Origin of the sequence: Streptomyces viridochromogenes DSM 40736 (assembly GCF_000158955.1) — a bacterium.
GTDB lineage: Bacteria > Actinomycetota > Actinomycetes > Streptomycetales > Streptomycetaceae > Streptomyces > Streptomyces venetus.
Genome location: NZ_GG657757.1, coordinates 5,023,401 through 5,047,569, shown reverse-complemented (window position 1 = coordinate 5,047,569; position 24,169 = coordinate 5,023,401). Strand labels below are relative to the sequence as shown.

The 24,169-nt window shown below is 69.4% G+C and carries 21 protein-coding genes; 10 read left to right on the top strand and 11 right to left on the bottom strand.

Annotated elements, in window-relative coordinates:
• Positions 1-88: 88 nt before the first annotated feature.
• Positions 89-1,846, top strand: a complete 1,758-nt coding sequence (gene argS / locus SSQG_RS22190) for an arginine--tRNA ligase (protein ID WP_003992077.1) — start codon at positions 89-91, stop codon at positions 1,844-1,846.
• A 76-nt stretch (positions 1,847-1,922) separates the two neighbouring features.
• Here argS and SSQG_RS22185 read toward each other — a convergent pair whose 3' ends face one another.
• Entirely contained in the window at positions 1,923-2,306 is a 384-nt protein-coding gene (locus SSQG_RS22185; RefSeq protein WP_003992076.1) for a peptidase inhibitor family I36 protein, read from the bottom strand.
• A gap of 318 nt (positions 2,307-2,624) precedes the next feature.
• Here SSQG_RS22185 and SSQG_RS22180 point away from each other — a divergent pair, with 318 nt between their 5' ends.
• Both SSQG_RS22180 and SSQG_RS22175 read left to right on the top strand, forming a co-directional pair.
• Positions 2,625-3,383 (top strand): peptidoglycan-binding protein, encoded by a 759-nt coding sequence (locus SSQG_RS22180; protein ID WP_039933390.1) that lies wholly within the window; start codon positions 2,625-2,627, stop codon positions 3,381-3,383.
• Positions 3,380-4,237 (top strand): helix-turn-helix domain-containing protein, encoded by an 858-nt coding sequence (locus SSQG_RS22175; RefSeq protein ID WP_003992074.1) that lies wholly within the window; start codon positions 3,380-3,382, stop codon positions 4,235-4,237. The genes SSQG_RS22180 and SSQG_RS22175 overlap by 4 nt, the downstream gene beginning before the upstream one ends.
• Here the strand turns inward: SSQG_RS22175 and SSQG_RS22170 are convergent.
• Positions 4,234-5,457, bottom strand: a complete 1,224-nt coding sequence (locus tag SSQG_RS22170) for a PLP-dependent aminotransferase family protein (protein WP_003992073.1) — start codon at positions 5,455-5,457, stop codon at positions 4,234-4,236. The two genes, SSQG_RS22175 and SSQG_RS22170, sit on opposite strands and share 4 nt — an antisense overlap.
• Positions 5,458-5,569: 112 nt before the next feature.
• Positions 5,570-6,472 carry an SAM-dependent methyltransferase gene (locus SSQG_RS22165; protein ID WP_003992072.1) on the bottom strand — a complete coding sequence of 301 codons (903 nt, stop codon included), beginning with the start codon at positions 6,470-6,472 and terminating at the stop codon, positions 5,570-5,572.
• A 76-nt stretch (positions 6,473-6,548) separates the two neighbouring features.
• On the opposite strand from SSQG_RS22165, the gene SSQG_RS22160 reads away from it, so the two are divergent.
• The gene (locus SSQG_RS22160) at positions 6,549-6,914 is read left to right on the top strand and encodes a hypothetical protein (RefSeq protein WP_039933387.1); all 366 of its coding nucleotides are present in this window, start codon (positions 6,549-6,551) and stop codon (positions 6,912-6,914) included.
• 9 nt (positions 6,915-6,923) lie between these two features.
• Here the strand turns inward: SSQG_RS22160 and SSQG_RS22155 are convergent, their stop codons facing one another.
• Positions 6,924-8,333 (bottom strand): helix-turn-helix domain-containing protein, encoded by a 1,410-nt coding sequence (locus SSQG_RS22155; RefSeq protein ID WP_003992070.1) that lies wholly within the window; start codon positions 8,331-8,333, stop codon positions 6,924-6,926.
• 229 nt (positions 8,334-8,562) lie between these two features.
• Between SSQG_RS22155 and SSQG_RS22150 the strand changes: the two genes are divergently transcribed.
• Entirely contained in the window at positions 8,563-9,270 is a 708-nt protein-coding gene (locus tag SSQG_RS22150; protein WP_003992069.1) for a DUF4232 domain-containing protein, read from the top strand.
• A gap of 15 nt (positions 9,271-9,285) precedes the next feature.
• Here the strand turns inward: SSQG_RS22150 and hemB are convergent, their stop codons facing one another.
• Positions 9,286-10,284: a porphobilinogen synthase gene (gene hemB, locus SSQG_RS22145; protein WP_003992068.1), complete on the bottom strand. Its 999-nt coding sequence runs from the start codon at positions 10,282-10,284 to the stop codon at positions 9,286-9,288.
• Positions 10,285-10,537: 253 nt separating this feature from the next.
• Here hemB and SSQG_RS22140 point away from each other — a divergent pair, with 253 nt between their 5' ends.
• Complete coding sequence (locus SSQG_RS22140; RefSeq protein ID WP_003992067.1) at positions 10,538-11,926, top strand: FAD-binding oxidoreductase; 1,389 nt, start codon at positions 10,538-10,540, stop codon at positions 11,924-11,926.
• 12 nt (positions 11,927-11,938) lie between these two features.
• On the opposite strand, the gene SSQG_RS22135 is transcribed toward SSQG_RS22140, so the two are convergent.
• Both SSQG_RS22135 and SSQG_RS22130 read right to left on the bottom strand, forming a co-directional pair.
• The gene (locus tag SSQG_RS22135) at positions 11,939-12,895 is read right to left on the bottom strand and encodes a hypothetical protein (RefSeq protein WP_003992066.1); all 957 of its coding nucleotides are present in this window, start codon (positions 12,893-12,895) and stop codon (positions 11,939-11,941) included.
• 292 nt (positions 12,896-13,187) lie between these two features.
• Entirely contained in the window at positions 13,188-13,640 is a 453-nt protein-coding gene (locus SSQG_RS22130) for an ATP-binding protein (protein WP_003992065.1), read from the bottom strand.
• A gap of 144 nt (positions 13,641-13,784) precedes the next feature.
• On the opposite strand from SSQG_RS22130, the gene SSQG_RS22125 reads away from it, so the two are divergent.
• A complete protein-coding gene (locus tag SSQG_RS22125) occupies positions 13,785-14,615 on the top strand; it encodes a helix-turn-helix domain-containing protein (RefSeq protein WP_039933383.1) in 831 nt (276 codons plus the stop codon).
• Complete coding sequence (locus SSQG_RS22120) at positions 14,612-14,818, top strand: DUF397 domain-containing protein (RefSeq protein ID WP_003992063.1); 207 nt, start codon at positions 14,612-14,614, stop codon at positions 14,816-14,818. Before SSQG_RS22125 ends, SSQG_RS22120 begins: the two co-directional genes overlap by 4 nt.
• 58 nt (positions 14,819-14,876) lie before the next feature.
• Here SSQG_RS22120 and SSQG_RS22115 read toward each other — a convergent pair whose 3' ends face one another.
• The 4 genes from SSQG_RS22115 to SSQG_RS22110 all read right to left on the bottom strand — a co-directional run bounded on the left by SSQG_RS22115 (position 14,877) and on the right by SSQG_RS22110 (position 21,628).
• Entirely contained in the window at positions 14,877-15,959 is a 1,083-nt protein-coding gene (locus tag SSQG_RS22115) for an HsdM family class I SAM-dependent methyltransferase (RefSeq protein WP_244299217.1), read from the bottom strand.
• Positions 15,874-16,425, bottom strand: coding sequence for a type I restriction-modification system subunit M N-terminal domain-containing protein (locus SSQG_RS42905; RefSeq protein WP_244299215.1), 552 nt, complete (start codon positions 16,423-16,425; stop codon positions 15,874-15,876). The genes SSQG_RS22115 and SSQG_RS42905 overlap by 86 nt, the downstream gene beginning before the upstream one ends.
• Complete coding sequence (locus SSQG_RS39470; RefSeq protein ID WP_158681085.1) at positions 16,422-17,723, bottom strand: restriction endonuclease subunit S; 1,302 nt, start codon at positions 17,721-17,723, stop codon at positions 16,422-16,424. The genes SSQG_RS42905 and SSQG_RS39470 overlap by 4 nt, the downstream gene beginning before the upstream one ends.
• 314 nt (positions 17,724-18,037) lie before the next feature.
• Positions 18,038-21,628 carry a DEAD/DEAH box helicase family protein gene (locus SSQG_RS22110; protein WP_078506892.1) on the bottom strand — a complete coding sequence of 1,197 codons (3,591 nt, stop codon included), beginning with the start codon at positions 21,626-21,628 and terminating at the stop codon, positions 18,038-18,040.
• A 481-nt stretch (positions 21,629-22,109) separates the two neighbouring features.
• Here SSQG_RS22110 and SSQG_RS22105 point away from each other — a divergent pair, with 481 nt between their 5' ends.
• Positions 22,110-22,970 carry a DUF6551 family protein gene (locus SSQG_RS22105; RefSeq protein WP_003992059.1) on the top strand — a complete coding sequence of 287 codons (861 nt, stop codon included), beginning with the start codon at positions 22,110-22,112 and terminating at the stop codon, positions 22,968-22,970.
• Positions 22,971-23,369: 399 nt separating this feature from the next.
• Entirely contained in the window at positions 23,370-24,131 is a 762-nt protein-coding gene (locus tag SSQG_RS38280; RefSeq protein ID WP_003992058.1) for an SAVMC3_10250 family protein, read from the top strand.
• The last annotated feature ends 38 nt before the right edge of the window (positions 24,132-24,169 follow it).

Genomic DNA, 24,169 nt, shown 5'->3' with positions numbered 1-24,169 from the left:
ACCCCCTTGCGCCCGGAAAAACGGCTTTACCCGCATGGAATACTGGCCGTGTCTATCGATTCCCTCGAGGAGAACGGCACCCTTACCTATGGCCCCGGTCACGTCCCTCAGCGACTCCGTCCACCAGCGCCTCGCGGCGGCCCTGTCGGCGGCTCTGCCGCAGGCCGGCTCCGCGGACCCGCTGCTGCGACGAAGCGACCGGGCCGACTTCCAGGCCAACGGGATCCTGGCCCTCGCGAAGAAGGAGAAGGCCAACCCGAGGGAGCTGGCGACGCAGGTCGTCGGCAACGTCGTCAGCGGTGATGTGATCAAGGATGTCGAGGTCTCCGGCCCCGGCTTCCTCAACATCACGGTCGCCGACCGGGCGATCATCGAGAACCTCGCCGCGCGGCACGCGGACGGCGAGCGTCTCGGCGTGCCGCTGAAGGAGAACGCGGGCATCACGGTCGTCGACTACGCCCAGCCGAACGTGGCGAAGGAGATGCACGTCGGTCACCTGCGGTCGGCGGTCATCGGCGACGCCCTGCGCGGCATGCTCGACTTCACCGGCGAGAAGACGATCGGCCGGCACCACATCGGCGACTGGGGCACCCAGTTCGGCATGCTCATCCAGTACCTGTTCGAGCACCCCGGCGAGCTGGCCCCGGCGGCCGACGTCGACGGCGAGCAGGCGATGAGCAACCTGAACCGGGTGTACAAGGCGTCGCGTGCGCTCTTCGACGCGGACGAGGAGTTCAAGGAGCGGGCCCGGAAGCGGGTCGTCGCCCTGCAGTCCGGTGACAAGGAGACGCTCGAGCTGTGGCAGCAGTTCGTGGACGAGTCGAAGGTCTACTTCTACTCCGTCTTCGAGAAGCTCGACATGGAGATCCGCGACGAGGAGATCGTCGGCGAGTCCGCCTACAACGAGGGCATGCCCGAGACCGCCCGCCTCCTGGAGGAGAAGGGTGTCGCGGTGCGCTCCGAGGGCGCGCTCGTGGTGTTCTTCGACGAGATCCGCGGCAAGGACGACCAGCCGGTCCCGCTGATCGTGCAAAAGGCGGACGGCGGCTTCGGCTACGCGGCCTCCGACCTGACGGCGATCCGCAACCGCGTCTTCGACCTGAAGGCGACGACGCTGCTGTACGTCGTGGACGTACGCCAGTCGCTCCACTTCAGGATGGTCTTCGAGACGGCCCGCCGGGCCGGCTGGCTGAGCGAGGACGTCACCGCGCACAACATGGGCTACGGCACGGTGCTCGGCGCGGACGGCAAGCCGTTCAAGACGCGTGAGGGCGAGACCGTACGGCTGGAGGACCTGCTGGACGAGGCGGTGCAGCGGGCCGCCGAGGTCGTACGGGAGAAGGCACAGGACCTCACCGAGGACGAGATCCAGGAGCGGGCCGCGCAGGTCGGCATCGGTGCCGTGAAGTACGCGGACCTGTCGACGTCGCCGAACCGGGACTACAAGTTCGACCTGGACCAGATGGTCTCGCTGAACGGCGACACGTCCGTCTACCTCCAGTACGCGTACGCCCGGATCCAGTCGATCCTGCGCAAGGCCGGCGAGACGAAGGCGGTCGCGCACCCGGAGCTCGAACTCGCCCCGGCGGAGCGGGCGCTCGGTCTGCACCTGGACGCGTTCGGCGACACGGTCTTCGAGGCCGCCGCGGAGTACGCCCCGCACAAGCTGGCGGCGTACCTCTACCAGCTGGCCTCGCTGTACACGACGTTCTACGACAAGTGCCCGGTGCTGAAGGCCGAGACGCCGGAGCAGATCGAGAACCGTCTGTTCCTCTGCGACGTCACGGCCCGCACGCTCCACCGGGGCATGGGCCTGCTGGGCATCAGGACGCCCGAGCGGCTCTGAGCCCGGCTCCGCGACAGGCCCCGAGGGCGGCACTCCCCCGTGAGTGCCGCCCTCGGGCGTTCGTGACGGGCCGCGGTCAGCGGCAGTTGACCCACTTGTTGGACTTCTGGAACCAGACCGCGTCGCCGGTTCCCTTCACCCCTCGAGCGAGGACTCCGCTGTCCCCGTGGAAGTTCTTCTCCGTCCACCACTTGTAGTCACAGGACTTGCCGTGGTTGTACCAGGACTTGAAGCCCTGGAAGACCGCGAACCGGGTGAGGTCCTCGTTCTTCCCCTCGACCTTCTGCATGTGGCCCGTGTAGTTCTTGCCGGACCACACGCAGAACCAGCCCGACGGACAATCCGACGCCGCCTGCGGCGAGGCCTCCGCCGCGCCTGCCGTGCCCGCGTTGCCGGCCAGCAGACCACCGGTCAGCGCGACGCCCCCGGCCATCACGGCGAGCTTCCTGGTCATACGCATGCCGTTACCCCCTTCGTGGTCGGGCCGACCGCCACCGGCCGGCTCCGCATCGAGACTGCGGCCCAGGGTCCGGGGGCCGCCACAACCGCCGCGGAAGTGACGTACTCACGGGACGTCTCATCCGCTGACCTGCGACGCCACCGCACGCGGAGACGGCGCGGCGGGACGCCCCGGGCCCGTCCGTGGCCGAATCGGTAGGGGGCCGGCGAGGGAACGCAACCGATGTATGGGGCGGCGCGTGGAAGCTGATGCAGAATTGCGGCGGAAACGGGGGCCGCTGACCACGGTCCACCGTCCATGAACGCGAGTGGGGGGAACATGTCGCGTTGGAAAGGGCTGCCCGAAGAACTCGACCCGCGCGTGCGCCAGTTGGTGGTGCGATTACGCCGGGTCAAGGACCATGGCGGACTGAGCCTGCGCCGGCTGGCCGCGAAGACGGGCTACAGCACGTCGTCCTGGGAGCGCTACCTGTCCGGCAGGTCGCTCCCGCCCAGGGAGGCAGTCGAGGCGATGGCCCGCCTCGGCGGTGACGACCCGGTCCGGCTGCTCGCGCTGCACGAAGTCGCCGCCGAGGCGTGGGGAAAGGAGCCGGAGCAGCAGGAACCACCGGCCGCGACCGACCCGCCCCGCTCGCACGGCCGGGCGCTGCGCATCACGCTCGTCGCCGGGTCGGTGGCCCTGGTGCTGGCCGTCGCCGCCGCGGTCCTGCTGGCGGTACGGCTCACGGACGGCGAGAGCAAGGCGGCCGCGGTCCCTCTCGCCTCGTCCGCCTCGACGGCGCCGGGAGCGACGAAGGAGTCGGAGCCGCCCCTCTACACCTGCAAGGCGCAGCGGATCGACGGCCGCTGGTACGCGGGCAACAGCCGCACCCTGAAGGCCGTCCTGGCGACGGGCAACGCCGGGCCGGAGGTGGCCGAGGCACAGTGCCTGCTGCGTGAGGCGGGCCTCTCACCGGGCGCCGTGGACGGCATCTTCGGCCCGCACACGGAACAAGCGGTCAGGGAGCTGCAGAAGCGGTCCGGCCTGGTGGTGGACGGCATCATCGGCCCGCACACCTGGAAGGCCCTGCGGGAATGACGCGGAAGCCGCCGGGCGAGCTGCCACCGGAGCGCGCCCGGCTCGTCTCCGCGCTGCGGGAGCTGAAGACCGCGACGGGCCTGAGCCTGGCGGCCCTGGCGACGAAGACCACGTTCAGCAAGTCGTCGTGGGAGCGCTACCTCAACGGCAAGACCCTCCCGCCGCGCCGGGCGGTACAGGAGCTGTGCCGCCTGGCGGGCGAGCGGGAGGACCGGTGTCTCGCGCTGTGGGAACTGGCGGAGTCGGAGTGGAGCGGCAGGGCGGCGGCGCCGCGCCCGGACGAAGACACGGGCACGGACGCGAGCGCGCGTGCCGGCCTTCCGGAGACGGAGACCGGGCGGCCGGCCGGCAGGGGCCGGCTCTTGGCGGTCCTCGCGTCGGTCTGTGCGATGGCGGCGGGCGGACTGTCCGTCGCCCTGGTCCTCCTGGCGGGCCAGTCCGGCGCCCCCCGCCCGTCCTCGCCGCCCACGACCGCCCCGGCACCCCGCTGCCGCGCGGCCACCTGCGAGGGCAGGAGTCCGATGACCATGAAGTGCGGCCTCGCCCCGCTCACCCTCGCCTCGCACCGCACGTCCTCCGGAGCCCACCTCGAACTGCGCTACAGCGACACGTGCGAGGCCGGCTGGGCCCGGATGTGGAGCACACGCATCGGCGACCGCCTGGAGCTGGCCGGGGCCGCCGGAGGCCGCCCGCACTCCGCCGAGATCACCGACGGCGTCGCCGCGCAGTCGTACGTCTTCACCCCCATGACCGAGGCTCGCCCCGGCACGACCGTCCGGGCCTGTTTCCGCCCGGCGACGGGAGCCGCCCGCGAGTGCTTCGAGGCCCGCGTGCGGTTCCGCCCTCGGTCCTAGGCTCCGGGGGTCCCGCCCCGCAGGCCCGCCCCCAGCCTGCGCAGCCCCTCCCCGATCTCCTCGGGCGTCTGCGTCACGAAGCACAGCCGCAGGGTCGTGCGGTCGGGTGTGCCGGCGTAGAAGGGGGCACCGGGGACGTACGCCACGTCCTGCCGCACCACCCGCGGCAGCAGGGCCGTGGTGTCGTACGGCTCCGGCAGCCGCGCCCAGAGGAACATGCCGCCCTCGGGCCGGCCCCAGACCGATCCCTCGGGCAGCGCCCCGGCGAGGCCGGCCAGCATGGCGTCCCGGCGCTCGCGGTACACCCCGGCGACCCGGCTGACGTGCGCGTCCAGGTCGTTGTCCGCCAGGTAGCGGGCCGCGGCGAGCTGGTTGACGGTCGGGGTGTGCAGGTCGGCGGCCTGCTTGGCGACGGCACAGGCGCGCCGCAGCTCCCCAGGGGCGCGCAGCCAGCCCAGCCGCAGTCCGGGCGCCATGACCTTGGAGAGGCTGCCGAGCAGCACCGTACGGTCCTCGGCGCCCGGGTGGGCGGCGATCCACGGGACGCGTTCGCCCTCGTAGCGCAACTCCCCGTAGGGGTCGTCCTCGACGATCCACAGCCCGCGCCGGGCGGCGACGGCGGCCACGGCGGCGCGCCGCCCGGCGGGCAGGGTGCGGCCGGTGGGGTTCTGGAAGGTGGGCACGGTGTAGAGCAGCTTGGGGCGTTCGCGCACCACGAGCTCCTCCAGCGCCTCGGGATCGACGCCGTGCTCGTCGCCTGGCACGGCCACGACCCGCGCTCCGGCGAAGCCGAAGGCCTGGAGTGCCGCCAGGTAGCAGGGGCTCTCGACGAGGACGGTGTCCCCGGGTTCGAGGAGCGCGGTGGCCAGGAGGGAGAGGGCCTGCTGGGAGCCGGTGGTGACGAGCAGGTCGTCGGGGCCGGTCGGCAGTCCGCGCGCGGTGGTACGGGCGGCCAGCGCGGCCCGCAGCGCGGGCTCGCCCTCGGTCGTGGAGTACTGCAGCGCTCGCGCGGGCGCCTCGGCCAGCACCGCGCGGTACGCGGCCGCGATGCCCTCCGCGTCGAACAGCTCCGGCGCCGGCAGCCCGCCCGCGAAGTTGATCACCTCGGGGCGGGCGGTGACGGCGAGGATGTCCCGCACGGGCGAGCCACCGACGGACCGGGCCCGGGCGGCGAGCGGCGGCACGGGGGACGGGGCGGGCGCTGGCTCGGTGACGGTCATGACACGGCTCCTTCGGCTGCGGTGAGGCCTGGTGCCCCGCACCCTAGGAAAATACGTGTCGCCTACAAGAAGATTTCCGGGATCCGGACACGAAGGGCGCTGAGTACGCTGTTCAGCGCTTCGCGCCGATCGCCGCGTACACGTTGATGTCGGCGTCCGTCACGTCGTTGATGTCGCGGTAGCGCACCTTCTCGATGTCGTCGAGCCCGGCGAGGAAGGACTCCTCCGGCTGCTCCGGGACGGGCGCCGCACCGTCGGGCCGCCAGCGGTGCGCGGGGACGACGCCCGGGTCGGCGATCTCCAGCCGGTTCTCCGTGAAGAACCGCTCGACGTCGGCCCGGGAGCGCAGCACGAAGGTGAACCCCCGCTCGGTGTACGTCCGCTGCACCGCGCGGATGTTCTCCGGGTTGAGGTCCTCGGTGAGGTGACTGAGCACCAGCCGGCTGCCGGCCGGCAGCGCGTCGAGCAGCCCGCGCACCAGCGGATACGCCTCCTCGTCCGCCACGAAGTGCAGGATCGCGACCAGGCACAGCGCGACCGGCTGGTCGAAGTCCAGGGTCTTCGCGGCCTGTTCGAGGATGCGGGCCGGGTCGCGCAGGTCGGCGTCGATGTAGTCCGTACGCCCCTCGGGCCCGCTCGTCAGCAGGGCCCGCGCGTGCGCCAGCACGACCGGGTCGTTGTCGACGTACACGACCCGCGCCCCGGGGTCGGTCCGCTGGGCGATCTGGTGCACGTTCTCGGCGGTGGGCAGCCCGGTCCCGACGTCGAGGAACTGCCGGATCCCGTCCTGCTCCACCAGCGTGGTCACCGCGCGGCGCAGGAAGTCGCGGTTGTGCCGTACGTCGAGGTACCCGCGCGGGTTGGCGGCGAGCGCGGCGGCGGCCGCGTCCCGGTCGGCGGGGTAGTGGTCCTTGCCGCCGAGGAAGACGTCGTAGACCCTGGCCGGGTGCGCCTGACTGCTGTCGATCCTCCTCTGCAGCTCAACGGGATCCTGGCTGAGGGCGTCACCGGTCATGAACGTCTCCTGAAGAGTAAGTGGTTCAATCAGCAACCACACCGACGGTCAACAACCTAACGCCCCAGGTGATTTGATGGTGCCCGTGCGGACCGACCGACGAACGACGACGACCCTGTGGCGCCCCACCGGCCCCAAGGAACTGGACCTGGTGCGGGAACTCGACTGGCGCGCCTGGCCGCCCCGGCTCCCCGAGCAGCCGATCTTCTACCCCGTCCTCAACGAGGACTACGCCGTCAGGATCGCCCGCGACTGGAACGTCAAGCACGACGGCGCCGGCTTCGTCACCCGCTTCGAGGTCGATTCCGACTTCCTGCGCCGGTACCCGGTCCAGCAGGCCGGCGGAGAGACGATCCTCGAACTGTGGGTCCCCGCCGAGGAACTCGACGAGTTCAACGCCCACATCGTCGGCCGGATCGAGCTGGTGCACGAGTTCCACTGAACCCGCCGCTCAGGACTGCTCGGTGGTCCCGGCCTCGACCCACTTGTCGCCGCCGAGCGGGAACTCGTAGGCCGGGCGCCCGTTGTTCCCGCTCGTGCGGAACGGCCGGCCCTCGTCGTCCACCCTCAGCGTGCCCTTCCGGCTGCCGCTGGACCAGCTCAGCTCCAGGTACCAGCTGACGTCGTAGGCGGAGGCGTCGGCCCGGATGTAGTAGACCTCCGGATCGGACTCGCTCACCGAGAACGGGAAGTCGCGGTGCCCCGCCTCGGGGACCACGGCGGGACGCGCGGCATCGAGGGCGACGGTGAAGAAGCGCGTCGGAACGCCGCCGCCGCAGCCGACGCCCGGATAGCCCATGGCGTAGTCGTTCCAGGCGAGCGGCGCACGCTTGCCTGCCATACGGACCGTCAGCCCGTCGACGACCACCGTCTCCTTGCCGGTGCCCTGCACGGTGACCTTCAGGAACTGCTCCCCGGACGGCACGGCCCCCGTCGCCGCCACCCAGGCGGGCGCGTCCTGCTCCAGCGGCGGCGGCCCGACCTGCCCCGGCGGCCGGTTCACCAGATAGCGCTGGGAACAGGGGCTCTCCCAGGCGTGCGCGGTGGTGTTCACGGTGAGGGGAGCGGGCCCGGTGGCCTCGGTCGTGTCACGGCCCGGGCGATCGGGGGCGGCACCGGCGCCGCTGCCGCCCCGCCCGGCAGAGGCGGACGAGGAGGGTGCCTTGGAGGGTGAGTCCTTCCCCTTGTCCTTCTTGTCCTTGCCGGTGCCGGAGGAGGAAGTGACCGAGGGCGACACGGAGTCGGCCGCGCCGCCGTCCGGCCGCCGGCCCGTGTCGGACACCGCCGTCGAACCGCCACGCCCGTCCTCGTCGCCGCGGTCGGAGGGCAGGGCGACGGCGAGACCGACCGCGCCCAGGACCACCGCCACGGCGACACCGGCGAGCAGCGCACGACGCGGACGCCTCGGACGGCTGTCCGCGACCTCGTCCGGAACCCCCTCTTCCGAAGCAGCCGCCACCGGCTCAAAAGTCTCCGGCGCACCCGTTTCCGGCACAACCGCCACCGCCTCCGGGGCCGGTTCCAGTACCGGGGCCGATTCCGGTGCCGGGGCCGATTCCGGTGCCGGGGCCGATTCCGGTGCCGATTCCGGTGCCGGGGCACCCTTGCGCCCTCGGCCGGCATCCGCGAGCACCCACCGCCGGTGCAGCTCGACGAGCTCCCCCGGCGACGCCTTGCAGAGCCGGGCGAGCCGCTCCACGGGCGCGTAGTCGGCCGGCACGGCATCCCCGTTGCAGTACCGGTGCAGCGTCGACGTACTCATGTGGAGCCGCCTGGCGAGCACCCCGTAGCTCAGCCCGGAGCGCTCCTTCAACTCCCCCAGCAGCGCGGCGAAGTCAGCCGCGGCCGTGCCTTCCGACACCGTTCCTCCATCCCCCCGTGTCCCGTTTCCCCGTTCCAGGGGAGGGTCGTTTCCCCTGGTCAATGCATGTACGGGCGTTCCAGCGTCCCTGATGGTCCGTCGGCTGTGGCGCCCGGGACGGATCACCGCACACGCTCTGGTCATCCAAGCACGCCGCTCCCGGCACACCGGCGGCGCGGCTCGCTGGGCCCCACATGCCGACGACCTTTGCCCGAAAGGAAACCCACTCATGCGCAAGTACCGCGCTCTCCCCGTGGCCCTCCTGGCCGCCCTCGCCCTCACCGCGTGCCAGGACGGCACCGGCACGCAGGACGAGGGGGCGGCCGCGAAGGCCGAGTCGGCGTCGTCGGCCACCGCGAAGGCCGAGGAGACCCCCGGGGCCACCGGCGCGACGGACGCGAACTCCGGGACGGCCACCGGCGCGAAGGGCGGGGCCTCCGGGACGGCCACCGACGCGAAGGGCGGAAACTCCCGGGCGGCCAAGCCCACCGACCCCGCCGACCCGGCCAACCGCGTCTCCTGCAACGGCTCCAACACCACCGTCACGGCCAAGCCGGTCCCCCGCCCCCTCAACCACATGCTGATCACGGTCAAGAACACCGGCTCGAAGTACTGCGACCTGACCTACTACCCGGTGCTGCGCTTCGACGAGATGCAGTGGGTCCCGCGGCCGATCGAGGACTCGCAGCCGCAGGCGGTGACGACCCTGGCCCCCGGCGAGAGCGGCTACGCGGGCGTGGTGCTGTCGGCGGCCGACGGCAGCGGCGAGCACGGCCGCACCAGCCACAAGCTCACGGTCGGCTTCCAGGGCCGCACGCCGAACAGCGGCGGCGGCCCCTCCGCCCTCCCGAAGCTGCCTGCGAAGGGCGTCTACTACGACAGCTCGCTGACGGTCACCTACTGGCTGCGGGACATGGACGACGCCCTGTCCTACTGAGGACCCGCTGATGTCCTACTGACGGTTCAGCTTCTGGGCCACCTCGGTGGCCCAGTAGGTGAGGATGTTCCGCGCGCCGGCCCGCCGGATGCCGGTGAGGCTCTCCAGGATCGCCCGGTCGCGGTCGATCCAGCCCTTCTCGGCGGCGGCCTCGATCATCGAGTACTCGCCGGAGATCTGGTAGGCGGCGACGGGCACGTCCACGGCGTCGGCGACCCGGGCGAGGATGTCCAGGTAGGGGCCGGCGGGCTTGACCATCACCATGTCGGCGCCCTCCTCGAGGTCGAGGGCCAGCTCCCGCATGGACTCCCGCACGTTCGCCGGGTCCTGCTGATACGTCCTGCGGTCACCCTGCAGGGAGGAGGCGACGGCCTCACGGAAGGGCCCGTAGAAGGCGGAGGCGTACTTCACGGTGTAGGCGAGGACGGCGACGTCCTCCCGCCCGATCTGGTCGAGGGCGTCACGGATGACACCGACCTGCCCGTCCATCATCCCGCTGGGCCCGACGACATGGGCACCGGCGTCGGCCTGCACCTGGGCCATCTCGGCGTACCGCTCCAGGGTCGCGTCGTTGTCGACCCGCCCCTGGTCGTCCAGCACACCGCAGTGCCCGTGGTCGGTGGTCTCGTCGAGGCACAGATCGGACATGACGAGCAGGTCGTCACCGACCTCGGCCCGCACGTCCCGCAGGGCGACCTGCAGAATCCCGTCGGGATCGGTCCCCGGCGTCCCCTGCGGGTCCTTCTTCGACTCCTCCGGCACACCGAACAGCATGATCCCGGAGATCCCGGCCGCGACCGCCTCGGCGGCGGCCTTCTTCAGGCTGTCCCGCGTGTGCTGCACGACCCCGGGCATCGACGTGATCGGCACGGGCTCGCTGACGCCCTCCCGCACGAAGGCCGGAAGAATCAGATCGGCGGGGTGCAGCCTGGTCTCGGCGACCATCCGACGCATGACGGGGTTACTCCGCAAACGCCGCGGCCGAGTACCGGGAAAAGATCCGTACGTCGTCATGCCCCCTACGCTACGCCCGCCCTGAGCCCCTCGATGCCGACGCCTTGTCGCAACCCGCGGGCATGCGTGCCGCCTGGGGCGGCACGGGTGGGCGCGGGCAGCACCCCGCAACGCCGGGCTGCGCAACCCCCCGCCCCAGCCCCGACGCCGAGCACCATCGAAGCCCACAGCACCACGGCCCACAGTGCGCCCCCACCCACCCAGGTCCATCCTGAAAGTCCAACCCTCCGTACCCACCCCCACGGAGGCCGCGATGACCACCACCCACGGCACCCCCGACCTCTTCGCCCTCTCCGACATCAACGGCCCGGTCCTACGCCCCGGCGACCCGGCCTACGCCGACGAGGTCACCGGCTTCAACCTCGCCGCCCTCCACACCCCCGACATCGTCATAGGAGCCACCGGCCCGGACGACATCGTCACCGCCATGCGCTGGGCCAAGGCCACCGGCACCCCCGTCGCCGTCCAGGCCACCGGCCACGGCGCCAACTTCCCCATCGAACACGGCCTCCTGATCAACACCTCCCGCATGACGGACGTACAGACAGACCCCACCACCCGCACAGCCACCGTCGCCGCGGGCGCGAAGTGGAGCGACGTCATATCGGCCGCCGCCCCGCACGGCCTCGCCGGCCTCTGCGGCACCTCCACCGACGCGGGCGTCGTCGGCTACGTCCTCGGCGGCGGTCTCCCCGTCCTCGGCCGTGCCTACGGCTACGCCGCCGACCTGGTCCGCTCCATGCAGGTCGTCACCCCGGACGGCCACCTGCGCGAGACGGACCCCCAGCACGAGCCGGAGCTCTTCTGGGCCCTGCGCGGCGGCAAGGGCAACGTAGGCATCGTCACCTCGCTCGTCACCGACCTGCTGCCCCTGTCCCGCCTCTACGGCGGCGGCCTCCACACCCCGGGCGAACACGCGGCGGACTTGCTCCGGGCCTGGTCGGACTGGACCCGCACCGTCCCGGACGAGATGTGCAGCATGTTCTCGGTCCTGCGCCTGCCGCCCATCCCCCAGATCCCGGAACCCCTGCGCGGCGGCTTCTGGGGCCGCGTCGCGATCACCTGGCCCGGCGACCCGGCCGAGGGCGAGGCACTGATCGCCCCGCTCCGCCGAGCCGCCCCCGTGGCCGTCGACACGGTCGAGGACATGGAGTTCGCGGCCCTGGACCGCATCCATATGGAACCCCAGGACCCGCTCCCGGCCCGGGAGTGCTGCCTGCTCCTGCGCGACCTGTCCCCCGACGCCCTCAGCACGTTCCTGGAGCAGGTCGGCCCGGCGGCCGGCCCCGACTACCCCCTGCTGGTCGCCTCATTGCGCCACATGGGCGGAGCGCTGGCCCGCCCGTCCGCCGTCGAGGACGCCGTCTGCGCCCGCGACGCCCGCTACTTCATGGAGTCGGTCGGGCTCATGCCCGCCCCGCCCGTGGCCGAAGCCGTCGAACAGGCGACGCGCCGCCTCTACACCGCGATGGCCCCCTACGGCACCGGCCACACCATGGTCAACATCCACGGCACCCCGGGCGACGAACAGGACCGCGCCCGCGCCTGGACCCCCGAGGTCTACGCCCGCCTGCGCCACGACAAGGCCACCTACGACCCGTCCAACCTGCTCCGCTACGGCCACGCGGTGACTCCCGCGTAGCCGCAACCGGTTTCAAGCAGCGCGAGGTGCGTCGACTGCTGTCGGAGGCTTCGCCCCGGACCGGCAGTCTCGGCATCGACCGGCGTGAGGGGCGCGGAAGGCGCGTTCACAGCCGTCACACGTCTGGAAGGGGTGGGGGCGGCAGGGGGCGGTTCCGGTGTGCGCGGACGCGGCCGGGGGGCTCGCGGGCAGAGGCGGCGGCAGCAGGTGCTCAAGGCGATGGGCGAGGACACCGGCCGGGTGCCGCATGTCCTCGGGGAGGTTGGCGGTCAGGACGCGGTGGACGACGGCGGTCGTGGCACCGCCGTCGAACCAGGCCGCGACAGCGGGAGCGAGCCGCTCCACCTGCCGCCGGGAGAGGGTGAGGCGGTCGTCGGTGCGGCGCAGGCCGGCGAGCAGGGCGACGGCCTTGTCGTGGTGCCGGCTGCGGGGGGTGCGCTCGGAGCCGCACGTCTCCGGCGGGGTCGGTGCTGCGTGAGAGGCGGCCGGTCCGCTGCCGAGAGCGGGGGCGCCCGGCGGGTCGGAAGCCTGGTCGTCCTCTCGGGTCGTTTCCCCGGCCTGCGCACCGACCATGGGACCGTCGGCGGCACAGGCGGCGGCCCTGGCAGCGGGCGCGTGGTGGGCGTAGGTCCGCGTGTACAGGCGGCCCGCTTCCGTGCGCTCCCGCACCCGCTCCAGATACCCGCGCGCCTCCAGCTCCCGCAGGGCGAAGGCGATCCGGTCCCGCCCTTCTGGGAAACGCTCGGCGAGGCTGCGGATGTCGACCGGGGCGCCCTCCGGCAGCGACAGGATGTGAGTGGCCAGCCCGATGGCGGTCAGCGACAGCTCTCGGTGCTGGGCGAGGTGGTTGCCGACGATCGTGTACCGGTCCGGTTGGTACGCCCGTACGTGGGTGACACCGGAGTGGGTGGTGCTTCGCCGAACATCCTGATCCGGACGCGCGGCAGCGTTAGGCTGCTTCTCAGCCATGGGGAAGGGCCTACTTCCTCGATGGTCAGGCCCTCGCACTGGGATTGCCGTCCCGGCGGGGGCCGATGCATGTGTGGGGTTGTGATGGTGCCTGGGGCGAGACTGCACGCCCGAACGGCCACCGCGCCACTCGCACCCACCAGTTTCACCCGCCAGGGTGACGTAGGCGGGGTTTGGTTGGTTGGGAAGGTTTTTTCCCTGGGTTCTTAGGTCTTTTACCGCCCGCAGCCCCGGCCCGCACTCCACCGGCCCACGTGCTTCCGGGCGCCGGTACGGGCACATCGGAGATACGTCACCCGGGCGTACCGAGATCGAGCTCGGCCCACACGGTCTTGCACGGCACCGGGCCTGCTCGCACACCCCAGCGGTCGGCCAGCGCCTCGACCAGGACCAGACCATGACCGGCCTCGCTGGGCTGTGCACCTGCGGTCACCCGCGCCTGCGCGGGCAGTTGCTCGCCCCGGGCATCGGTGACCTCGATACGGAGAGTGGCAGGCGCTGTGACGACGAGGCCGAGCCGGAAACTCCGCCCGGGGACACGGCCGTGCACGGCGGCGTTCGAGGCGAGCTCGGCGACGATCAGCCGAGCCGGGTCCAAAGGAAGTTCCCAGGAGCGCAGTTGCTCGGTGGCGAGCAGACGGGCGAGGCGGGCGCCCCGGCGGGTGGCGGAGAGCGGCACGGTGAACTGGTGGAGCGGGGTCCGCGGTGCGGTGATTTCCTGATTCACATCACTAAAAGTGTTCATGCGTGCGCACGCTGTGAAGAGAGAGGGCCCGTGCGGCCGAAGGCTGTCCGTGAGGTGTCCGGTTTCTGTCCGGGCTGCCCGGGGTGACTGGGGGCGGGCGGCCGAAGTTGGTCCGGGGAGGGCACGCAACGGGAGGCGGCGCGCATGAGCGAGTGGGAAGCGGGGCTGGACGACGAGGCCGGGGCCGTGATGCGGACGGTCGTACGGCAACTGAAGCTGTGGCGGGAGGCGGCCGGCCTCACCCAGGCCGAGTTCGGGGCGGCCATCGGGTACGGGCAGGAGCTGGTCTCTTCTGTGGAGCGGGGGCGGCGGATTCCTCGGCCGGAGTACTTGGACGCGGCGGACGAGGTCTTGGGCGCGGGCGGCAAGATCTCCGCGATGAAGGGGGACGTGGCGGAGGCGCGGTATCCGAAGAAGGTACGGGACCTGAAGAAGCTGGAGGCGGATGCGGTCGAGTTGTGTGCCTACAACAACTCCGTCATTCACGGGTTGCTGCAGACGGAAGAGTACGTGCGCGCGTCGGTCGCCACGCGACGACCTCCGTTCACGGAAGACGAGTTCGAGCAGCACGTGGCGGCACGCTTGGCCCGCCAGAACATCCTGACCGAGACCGCTCCGCTGCGCCTCTTCAACTTCGTTCAATGCGAGTCGACGCTCCGTCGCCCCATCGGTGGCAGGATGGTGATGCGAAGGCAGCTCGAACACCTGCTGGAAGCGGGGCAGTTGAGGAACGTCGACCTGCAAGTCCTGCCCCTCGACCGCGAGGACAACGCCGGACTGGCAGGTTCGTTCAGGCTGCTCCGGCTACGAGATGGCAGCGCAGTAGGTCACAACGAAGTCCAACTCGTCAGCCGCGTGATCACCGATCCCAGGGAAGTCCAAGTGCTGGACATTCGCTATGGGACCATCCGGGCACAGGCTCTCACCCCCCGGGAGTCGCTGGCCTTCATCGAGAAAGTGCTGGGAGAGAAATGATCCACATTCCCTCAAGGGAAGCCGCCACGGCCCCCGAGTGGATAAAGAGCAGCTACAGCACACCTGACGGTCCCGACTGCATCGAGGTGGCGGCCGTTCCCGACCACATCCTCGTCCGCGACTCCAAGAACCCCGACGGCCCCCGCCTCGCCCTCGCCCCCGCCGCCTGGGTGACCTTCCTGCCGTACGCCTCCGTGCGCTGACATAGCAAACTCGTACGGCCCGCAACGGAGTTCACTGTTGCGGGCCGCACGGACGTCGTCACTCCGCGACCGGAGCCGCCTCACCTGCCGCGCCCTCGCCCCGGGCCTGTTGCAGCGTCTCCGCGATCGCGGCGAACTCCTCCAAGGCGGCCTGAAGGTCCTCGACGATCTCGGCGGCCAGCACCTCGGGCGCGGGCAGGTTGTCCGCGTCGTCGAGGCTCGGGTCGCGGAGCCAGGTGATGTCGAGGTTGGCCTTGTCGCGTGCGATCAGCTCCTCGTACGTGTACGCCTTGAAGCGCTCGGTCTCCACGCGCTTGGAGCGATCCTCGTCGGGGCGGTAGCACTGGACGAAGTCCTCAAGGGCGGCCCGGGTGAGCGGGTTCTGCTTGAGGGTGAAGTGCTGGGCCGTACGGAAGTCGTAGACCCACAGCTTCTCGGTCCACGGCCGCTCGGGGCGGGCCTGCTTGCGCTCGAAGAACAGCACGTTGGCCTTGACGCCGCCCGCGTAGAAGATGCCGGTGGGCAGGCGCAGCAGCGTGTGGACGTCGTACTCCTTCAGCAGGCGTCGGCGGATGGTCTCTCCCGCGCCGCCTTCGAAGAGCACGTTGTCGGGAACGACGACCGCTGCCCGGCCGTGGATCTCCAGCAGCGAGGCGATGTGCTGGACGAAGTTGAGCTGCTTGTTGGTCGTGGTGACCCAGAAGTCGCGCCGCTCGTAGGCGATGGCCTCACGGGCAGCGGAGCCGTCGTCGCCGTACACGGTGATGGACGACTTCTTACCAAAGGGCGGGTTGGCCAGGACCAGGCTCGCGCGCTTGTCGGGCGGGGCGGCGAGGGCGTCCTTGGTGCGAACGAGGGCCGGCCCGGTGGGCTGGCCGATGCCATGAAGGAACAGATTCATCGCGGCGAGGCGGGCAGTGTTCCTGACCAGCTCAGTGCCCCAGATTCCGCCGCTGCTGAGGTCCTGGCGCTGCTCTGGGGTGAGCTGGTTGCCGTACTCGTGGAGGATGTACTCGGCGGCAGCGAGCAGGAAGCCGCCGGTACCGCAGGCGGGGTCAGTGATCGTGTCGTCCGCGGTGGGGCGGACACAGTCGATGATGGCCTGGATCAGCGGACGCGGGGTGAAAGTACTGGCCCGCACCCGACTTGATGTCCTCGGCGCCCCGGGACAGCAACTCCTCATATGCGTCGCCCTTGATGTCGGTCTTTTGACCCGACCAGTTCTCCTTGTCGATCAGGTCTTTGACCAGGCGCTTGAGCTTCGCGGGGTCGTGGATGCGGTTCCTCGCCCCGTTGAAGATCAGGTGGAAGGTGGTGTCCTTGCGCTGGTTGCCGAGGTCTTCGAGGAGTTCGGCGTAGGCCGTTTCGAGCGCGGCGCCGTCGTTCTTCAGCAGCTCAGGCCAGCCACGGTTCTCCCACACCGAGCCCTCGGGCATGATCTGTTCGCGGAACATCGGGGGGCGGGTCTGCGCCTCATGGGCCATCTTCAGGAACACGAGAAGCGTCAACTGCTCGACGTAGTCAATGGTGGAGACGCCGTCGTCCCGCAGGACGTGGCAGTAGCTCCAGAGCTTGTCGACGAGCCGACGGGCCTCGGTCGTGGTCACGAGGGGATCTCCAGGTCAAGGGTGGGCTGAGTGGTGGCAGCGAGGTCAGGGGCGTCCGCTCGGGGTGGCGGGGGCGCGTCTGCTGTGGGTGCGGTGTCCGGCGTTCGCTTGCGCTGAGCGGGTGCTCGGTGCGGGCTCCGGCGTCGGGTCTTAGTCACTCCAGCCGCCTCCCGCTCGGCGCGGATGCGGGCGAGCAGGATTTCGGCGGGCTCGTCAGCTGGATCCTGAGTAACCAAACGGCCAGCAAAAGCCTGGGTCAGGAGGGCTCGCCGGAGGCGGGTCGCCTTTGCCCCCTGCTGCCGGATCCCCGACTCCAGTCGCAGTGCCGCCGCTTGATGAGTTTCAACCACGTCGAGAATTCGCCGCTGCTCACCCTCTGGCGGAAGGGGAATCGGCATTGCCGCGAGCTTCGTTCCATTAACGTTCGCCTGCCCAACTTGCTGAGTGGCAACTGATCTAACATAGCGTCGCCCAATAGAGCTGTTGATCACTAGGTTTACCCAATCAGTATCCACTCCGGGCAAGAAACGACAGCGGATCAGATAGGAAGCAAACGCCATCGGGCCAAATTTGTCTCGATAGACAGCCGATTTACCGACCAACTCAAAACTGTTCGTCCTATTGAACAGCAAGTCGCCCTCTTGGAGACGGTACCGCACCGCATCCGGATGGTCAGCAGAGATATATTTCAGGACGCGCGGATCGACTTTCCCGTCCTTAATGTTCCCCATCCGCAGAACAGGAACGCCACCGACTTCCGCCGATTCAGAAGTCTTCGTGGATGAGCCGTATTCAATAAGCTCCGTGATTTCGTCCAGCGATACGACTGTCCAGTGCGCGGGGACCTTTGGTACGGGACCGCTCAATGTAGCAGGCTTGAGACGTCGCGTCTTTACTCTACTGGCCCGTGCGCTACGGATCGATTCGAATAGCTCGGGCCCGGTCCCATCACCAGTCAGCGGCTCGGCGAACCCGCCCTTGGTCGCCAGATCCGCGGCAAGCCTACGGTATTGACCGCTACGCCGAGCGGCGTTCGTGAGGCCGCGCTCCCCTGACTCGATCTTAGAAATCTGCTCTTCGAGTGCCGCAACGATGCGCCGCTGCTCGGCTAGCGACGGAACGGGGAGCTCGATCTTCTTCAGCTCTCCTCCAGAGATTCCCGCCTGACCGGCAGTAGTCTTCACGTACTCGCGTACGCGAGCCCGCGTCCCTTCCCAGGAGAACGCATACGCCACGAATTCGGGCAACACCACCCGACGATCGACCCGCACCCGAATGAGCTTGTCGGGGTACGTCAAGAGAGGCGCCGAGTCAGGAACGGAAGTGCACGCACCCACAAATTCGGGGTTACCATTGTACCGCGTGAAAAGCAAGTCTCCGGGGAGGACCAGCCGGTCCGCAGCGCGGAGGTCTTCGGCAGACTGGCCGCTGTATCGGAGGTCACTCAAGTCTAGGCGGAGCGGCCTGACAGCCCCAATTCGCAAAATAGGAACGCCATCAGGCTCATTCCCCGGGCGAGAAACGAAGATACCATTTCGGACGGACTCGGACACCTCGCCAAGCGTCGCCCAGGCCCACCCCTCCGGAAGCCCAGAAGGAAAACCACCCTCGCTCACGCGCCCAACTCCCGTCCCAGCTCATCCAAAATCTCAGCCCCCCGATCCGCCCCGAACTCCCTCAGGAACCCGTCCACGCCCCCGCGCTCGATGAAGGGTACGTCCTTCAAATGGTCGGGCTCGATCGCCGCATCCGTGGCGATCACGTCGACCATCCGGTCCAGCCACCACACCTGGTCCTCGCTGAACACGGCCCCCGCCTGCTCCTGCTGCGCCCGCCACGCCGCGTACCGTTCCTCCACCAGCGCCCGGTAGGGCCGTACCTCCTGGTCCAGCCCCAGCTCGAAGCGCAGCAGCCCGATCAGATCAACCACACCGGCCACACCCCGCGGATGCCGAGTCGCCTTCCCCAGCTGCACGTACGCGTCGTACAGCCGTGACGGAGTCCACTGGAACGGGGGACGCTCGATCTTGCGGGCGAGGTCCCGCAGACGCCGGTAGACCTCCTTGGGATCGCGCCGCTCGCTGAACGCCAGGTTCAGTGCGGCGATCTCGTCCTGGTGGTCCTTGATGTACTGCTTCCAGGAGGACACGCGCCGGATCGCCAGTTCGTCGGCCGTGATGCCGCGCACCTCCTTCACCTGGTCCACGCTCACCTCGTCTATGACGATGTCGTGGGCGCGGCGCATGGACATGAGCCGGTCCCGCAGCTCACCGTTCGAGGCGATCGGCTTCAGCGCGTCCAGCATTTCCTGCCGTACCTGCTTCTCCCCGCCGATCCGCCTCGCCCTCTCCTGCTGGTCGGGGTCGACGGAGCTGACCAGCCCGCCGACGATCTTTCGCAACGGCTGGCCGGCGAGTTCCTCGATCTCCTCCCGCTCCTCAGGCGTGAGCTGCTGGTCGAGCCGCGCCAGGCGGCCCGCAAGCGTGGCGACCTCGTCCTCGGTCATCGCCAGCCCGGCCGACTTGGCCATCAGCCGCTCCAGCGGGATCTTCCGCTCGGAGATGCGGTTGAGCGGGCGCGCGTCGACGCGGGGCGAGTCCGTGACACCAACCGCGTCAACGATCACGAACCGCTCCTTGACCTCGGCGTCGGGCGTGACCGCCTGGAACTCCGCCGGGTCCACCGTTCGCGAGCCCCGGCCCTTCATCTGCTCGAAGTAGGCCCAGCTCTTGACGTCCCGCAGGAAGAAGACACACTCCAGCGGCGGGATGTCGGTGCCCGTGGCGATCATGTCCACGGTCACCGCGATGCGCAGTTCGGGGCTGTTCCGGAACGCCTTGATCAGTTCGGCTGGTCGCTTCGCGGCGTGGGTGATCTTCCGGCAGAAGTCGTCGCACTCGCCGAAGACCTGTCGCACCATGTCGACAATCTCGTCGGCGTGGTTGTCGTCCACGGCGAAGATCAACGTCTTCGGCGCCGTCGTACGCGACCGCTGAGCCTCCCCCTCCCCCACCGGCGGGAAGATGTCCGTGAACAGGTGCTCCCGGAACGTCTCGACGACGAGCTTGAGCTGCCCCTTGCTGATGACCTGCCGCCCGAGCTGGGACGCCTTCCACTCCAGGTCCTCCTCCAGCTCCTGGTACCGCTCGCGCCGCGTCTTGCGCTCCCGCATGGGGACGACCGTCTCCGCCGGAATCGTGCCGCCGTTCTCGCCCAGTTCCGTACGGATCCGGAAGACGTCGAAGTCGACGTTGACTCGGTCGGCCACGGCCTGCTCGTACGGGTACTCGCTGACCAGGTTCTGGAAGAAGAAGCCGAAGGTCTGCTTGACCGGAGTGGCGGTCAGGCCGACCAGGTGGGCGTCGAAGTACTCAAGGACCGCACGCCACTTGCCGTAGATGGAACGGTGGCACTCGTCGACGACGATCAGATCGAAAGATTCCGGCGCCAGGTCGGGGTTGTAACCGACCTGCACAGGCTCGTCGATCAGGTCATAGCGGTCGAGGGCCTCGTCCTCGCTGTCGGCGCTCGGCACCGGACGGCCCGTCAGCGCCAGCCACAGGCGCTGCACCGTGGACACCACCACGTGCGCGGAGCCCAGCACCGTGTCCCCGGCGAGCCGCTGCACGACGTACAGCTCGGTGAACTTACGGCCGTCGTCCGGGGTGTCGAAGTTCTCGAACTCGGTCGCGGCCTGGCTGCCCAGGTTGTTGCGGTCGACAAGGAACAGGATGCGCTTGGCACCGGCATGCTTGAGCAGCCGGTAGCTCTCGCTGACCACGGTGTACGTCTTGCCGGCGCCGGTCGCCATCTGGATCAGGGCACGTGGGTCGTCCTTGGCCAGGGAGAGTTCCAGGCCGTTGATCGCCTTTTCCTGGGCCGGGCGCAGATCCTTCGCGTCGAGGAAGGTCTGCGGCAGCCGGCGCATCCGGGCGCGCAGGGTCGGGGCGGTGGGGTCGGTCTCGGCCTCCTCGATCCAGCGGGCGATCGTGTCCGGCCGGTGCACCGCGAAGACCTCCCGCGTGCGCGGGGACGGGTCGAGGGCGTTGTGGAAGCGGACGGTGTTGCCGTCGGCGACGTACCGGAAAGGCAGGCTGGCCCGCCAGGCGCTGAGCTGCTGGCTGCGGGTGAGGCCAGTGGCATAGCGGGCGGCCTGCTCCATGGCGGCCTCCAGGTCGGCCCCCTCCCGCTTGGCCTCTATGACACCGACCAGGCGCTGATCGACGTAGAGGAGGTAGTCGGCGCGGCCGACGGCAGTGGAGACCTCCCGGACCGCGACGCCCTTGCCCGCGAAGAGGTTCTTGGCGCTGTCGTCCTGGACAACCCAGCCCGCCTTCTCCAGGATCCGGTCCAGTTCGGCCCGGACCTGCGCCTCGCTCATCGGCGGGCGGGCGGCCTTCTGCGCGTGCGCGATGAACTCGTCACGCCGCGAGGCCCCGTCCAGCGGGCGGGCGGCCGAACGGGACTCCATCGCCGGGGCCGTCAGCTCGGTGATCTTCTCGCTCAGCTCGGCGATCAGGTCGTGCAGCGCGGCCCGCTCGGCCTCGGCGCGGGCCAGCTCCGCCTCGGCCTGCTCGCGGGCGGCCTGCTCGCGCTCCAGGCGGCTCTGCTTACCGTCGTAGCTGAGCCGCGCCTCCTCCAACTTGCGGCGGTAGGCGTCGAGTTCGGTGCGCAGCTGCTCCAGCTCGCGCTGGTCGGCGACGGACTCGGGCGCGGGCGGGGCGGAGGGAGGCGCGGGTGCCAAGAACACCCTGTGCGTGGTGTCGGACTGGTCGAGGGAGCGATGCAGCCAGTCACCGAGGCGGAAGCACAGTTCCACGGACTGGAGCGCTTCGCGGACGTTGGCGTAGTACTCGTGAGCAGCCTTGTTACCCGTCGTCCGGACTGCCTCGAACCAGGCCTTCACTTGCGGGACGAGAACGTCGGCCCTGACGAGTGCGTTGATCCGGTCCACCTGTCGGGACCCCGGGACGGTGAGGCCAAGGAGCGTGACCAGGTGCCGCGTCATCACCTCGCCAAAGAGGCGGGCCTTCACCATGGCCGCGTGCGGGTCACTGTGGACGTACGACTCCGCGGAACAGCCCAGCGTCACCAGTAAAGGCTCGTGCCGGAGCAGGTGGCCGAAGTTGGACGAACCCGCCGCCAGCCGTGCGACCTGCGTGTCGTCGCCGCTCGATGCCCCACCCGTTGTCGCGTCGTTCACTGTGTGGTCCCCCCACTGAATACACCGTTCGTGCCGTGCGCAAAGCCTTGCAGGATTTCATGAGCACGAGTCATTCGCAAGGGACTTGGTGCGGTCGGGTCACGAGGTGGAGGAGCCGTGGGCGGACAGCTTATCTAGGGTTCCGGGGCCGTCTGAGCAGATCAGTGGGCTCAGGCACGTAAGGCACGTTATCGAGTCCCCAGAGGTTGCGGCCAAGGTTTCTCAAAACAGGCCATCACCTGATCTTGGGCCCGTAGATGTGCTGGCCAGAACACCCGCCCGGCGAGGTCAGCGCGGCGCTCCAAAGGCTGCGAGAAGGGTTCCAGCAGGTCAATGAGGTGGCGCCCCTGCCGGTAGGGGATGAGCTACGGCCCCCGCCACCACCCGCGAGGATTCATTGCCCGCGAGAAAAAGCTACACGCGGAAATTTTTCCGCGTACGGTGGTCGTCATCTGACGTCCACCCACACCGAGGGAGATGCGTGTCCGGCACGCGCAAAATCATCCGGTCCAAGCCGGTCGTGAAGAAGTACTACGAGGCCATCCCGGTCTCGCATCTGAGGGTCGACCCGAACCTCGACGCGCAGCGCATGTTCCAGCCCAAGTGGGCCAACCGCCTGGCGAAGATCTGGGATCCCGAGGTGGTCGGCCCCGCGCTGGTCTCCCGCCGCCCGGACGGCGACTACCTCCTCGATGGTCAGCACTCCACCAAGGTCGCGCGCGACATCGAGGGCCCGGACTTCCTCCGGGACTGCATGGTGTACGTGGGGCTGACCAAGAAGCAGGAGGCGAAGCTGTTCCTGGCCGCGAACCGCGACCGCCGTGCGGTGAAGCCGTATGAGAACTTCGCGGTGGCGGTCACCGCGCAGGAGGTCGAGGCGGTCACGATCAACGCGGACGTGGAGAGCTGCGGTCTGCATGTGTCGAGCGGCACGTCGAAGAACGGTATCTCGGCAATCCAGGCGCTCAAGGTGGTGCACGGGATGCGCGACCCCGCAGACGGTCTCCTGCGCAAGACGCTTACGACGGTCCTGGGCGCCTGGGGCTCGGACCCGACCAGCTGGGACGGCATGATGCTGCGGGCGGTCGCCATCGTGATCCACCGCAACTGGGACACGATCGACCTGCCCTCCCTGTCGCTGACCCTCAAGCAGGAGCCGGTCGGCGTATGGAAGGATTCCGCGATCAAGGACACGGTCAGCGGCGGCGGCTCGCAGTCCCGCTCGATCCCGCTCGCGAACAACATCGCGTACGAGTACACCGTCGCGTTCGGCCCGAAGCATGGGCCAGCCTTTGGCCCGCCGAAGCGCCGGAAGACGAAGACGGTCACCGTCGCCGCGTGAGCCACGGTGCGTGCGATCGGGGCTGTAGTCCCGATCGCAGGCACCATCGGCAGCACGTGGCGGCCACCGGTGTACATGCCGCACGAGTACAGCAAGACCGAGCACGAAGACGCCTTCAAAGGACCGGCCGAATGCCTCCACCAGGCGCTCCAGCGGACCCGGGCCGACTGGGAGGCCGCGTGCCGACCCGGACTTCGTGGCAGACCTTACCCAGGCCGCCGCGACGCCCACCGCTGACGTGCCGTACATGCCTGACGAACCCATGGACATCTATAAGGCACGGGCCGATCAGGCCCACCTGCCTAACGTGCCTTCTCCGAACTAGCGGTGGGTAATAACCTCGGCGGGCCCGCAGCACGTGGGCCGGCTTGTCCGAGTTCAGCCCAGGACGGTGCTTACATGGCCACGACGTCCCGACCGCCCCGCTCCTACCTCTACATCTCCGATTCCAAGGTCGTGAGCATGTTCAACCAGATGCCCAGGCGGCGTCTGCGCAAGGCCCTCAAGGAGGTCAAGTTCGATCTCAAACTGTTCGGTGCTTCCCTCGCAGAGCCAGCCGATACTCGCGAGTCCCGCTTGGCTGCGGTGGAGAACTTCCTGGAAGCGGCTGGCCTGGTCGGCACCCTGGAAGCCCCGAGCACCTACTTCCGCGGTGTGATGTCGATGCGCTGGAGCCCTTTACCTCCCCCGCACGATGCAATCGTTTACTTCGGCGGGGAAAACGAGCATTCGATCATAGGTCTGAGCGGGTCGATCCACCATGTGCTGAGTTCCTCTACCAACCTTGGGCCCGGTCAGCCTCCTCCTCAAAGCTCGGTGTCTGACACCGGGATCGGCCCGGCGTTCATCGGCGGTTCGGCCGCGCCCGCGTTGACCTCCGCACTGGAGACAATCGCCGAAATCGAGCTAGATGGCCTGAGTACTGCCCAGGCCGCGATCGACCATCATCATCGGGCCGTCCTCGCCGTCAACGCCAAGCTCAAAGGCCCCGTATTTGTCGCGGAGTTCCTCGCCAAGCGCTTCACCACCACCGGGATCCTCTCCACGCCCGCTTCGGCCATGGGAGCCCTGACCGGACATCACGACCTAATGATGGCCATGCGTCGTGGGGGGAAGAACGTTGTCCTGGGCACCCCCGTCTACGTCGCCCAACTCAACTGACCCACCCTGTGCACCGTGCCGGGCGAACACACGATTTT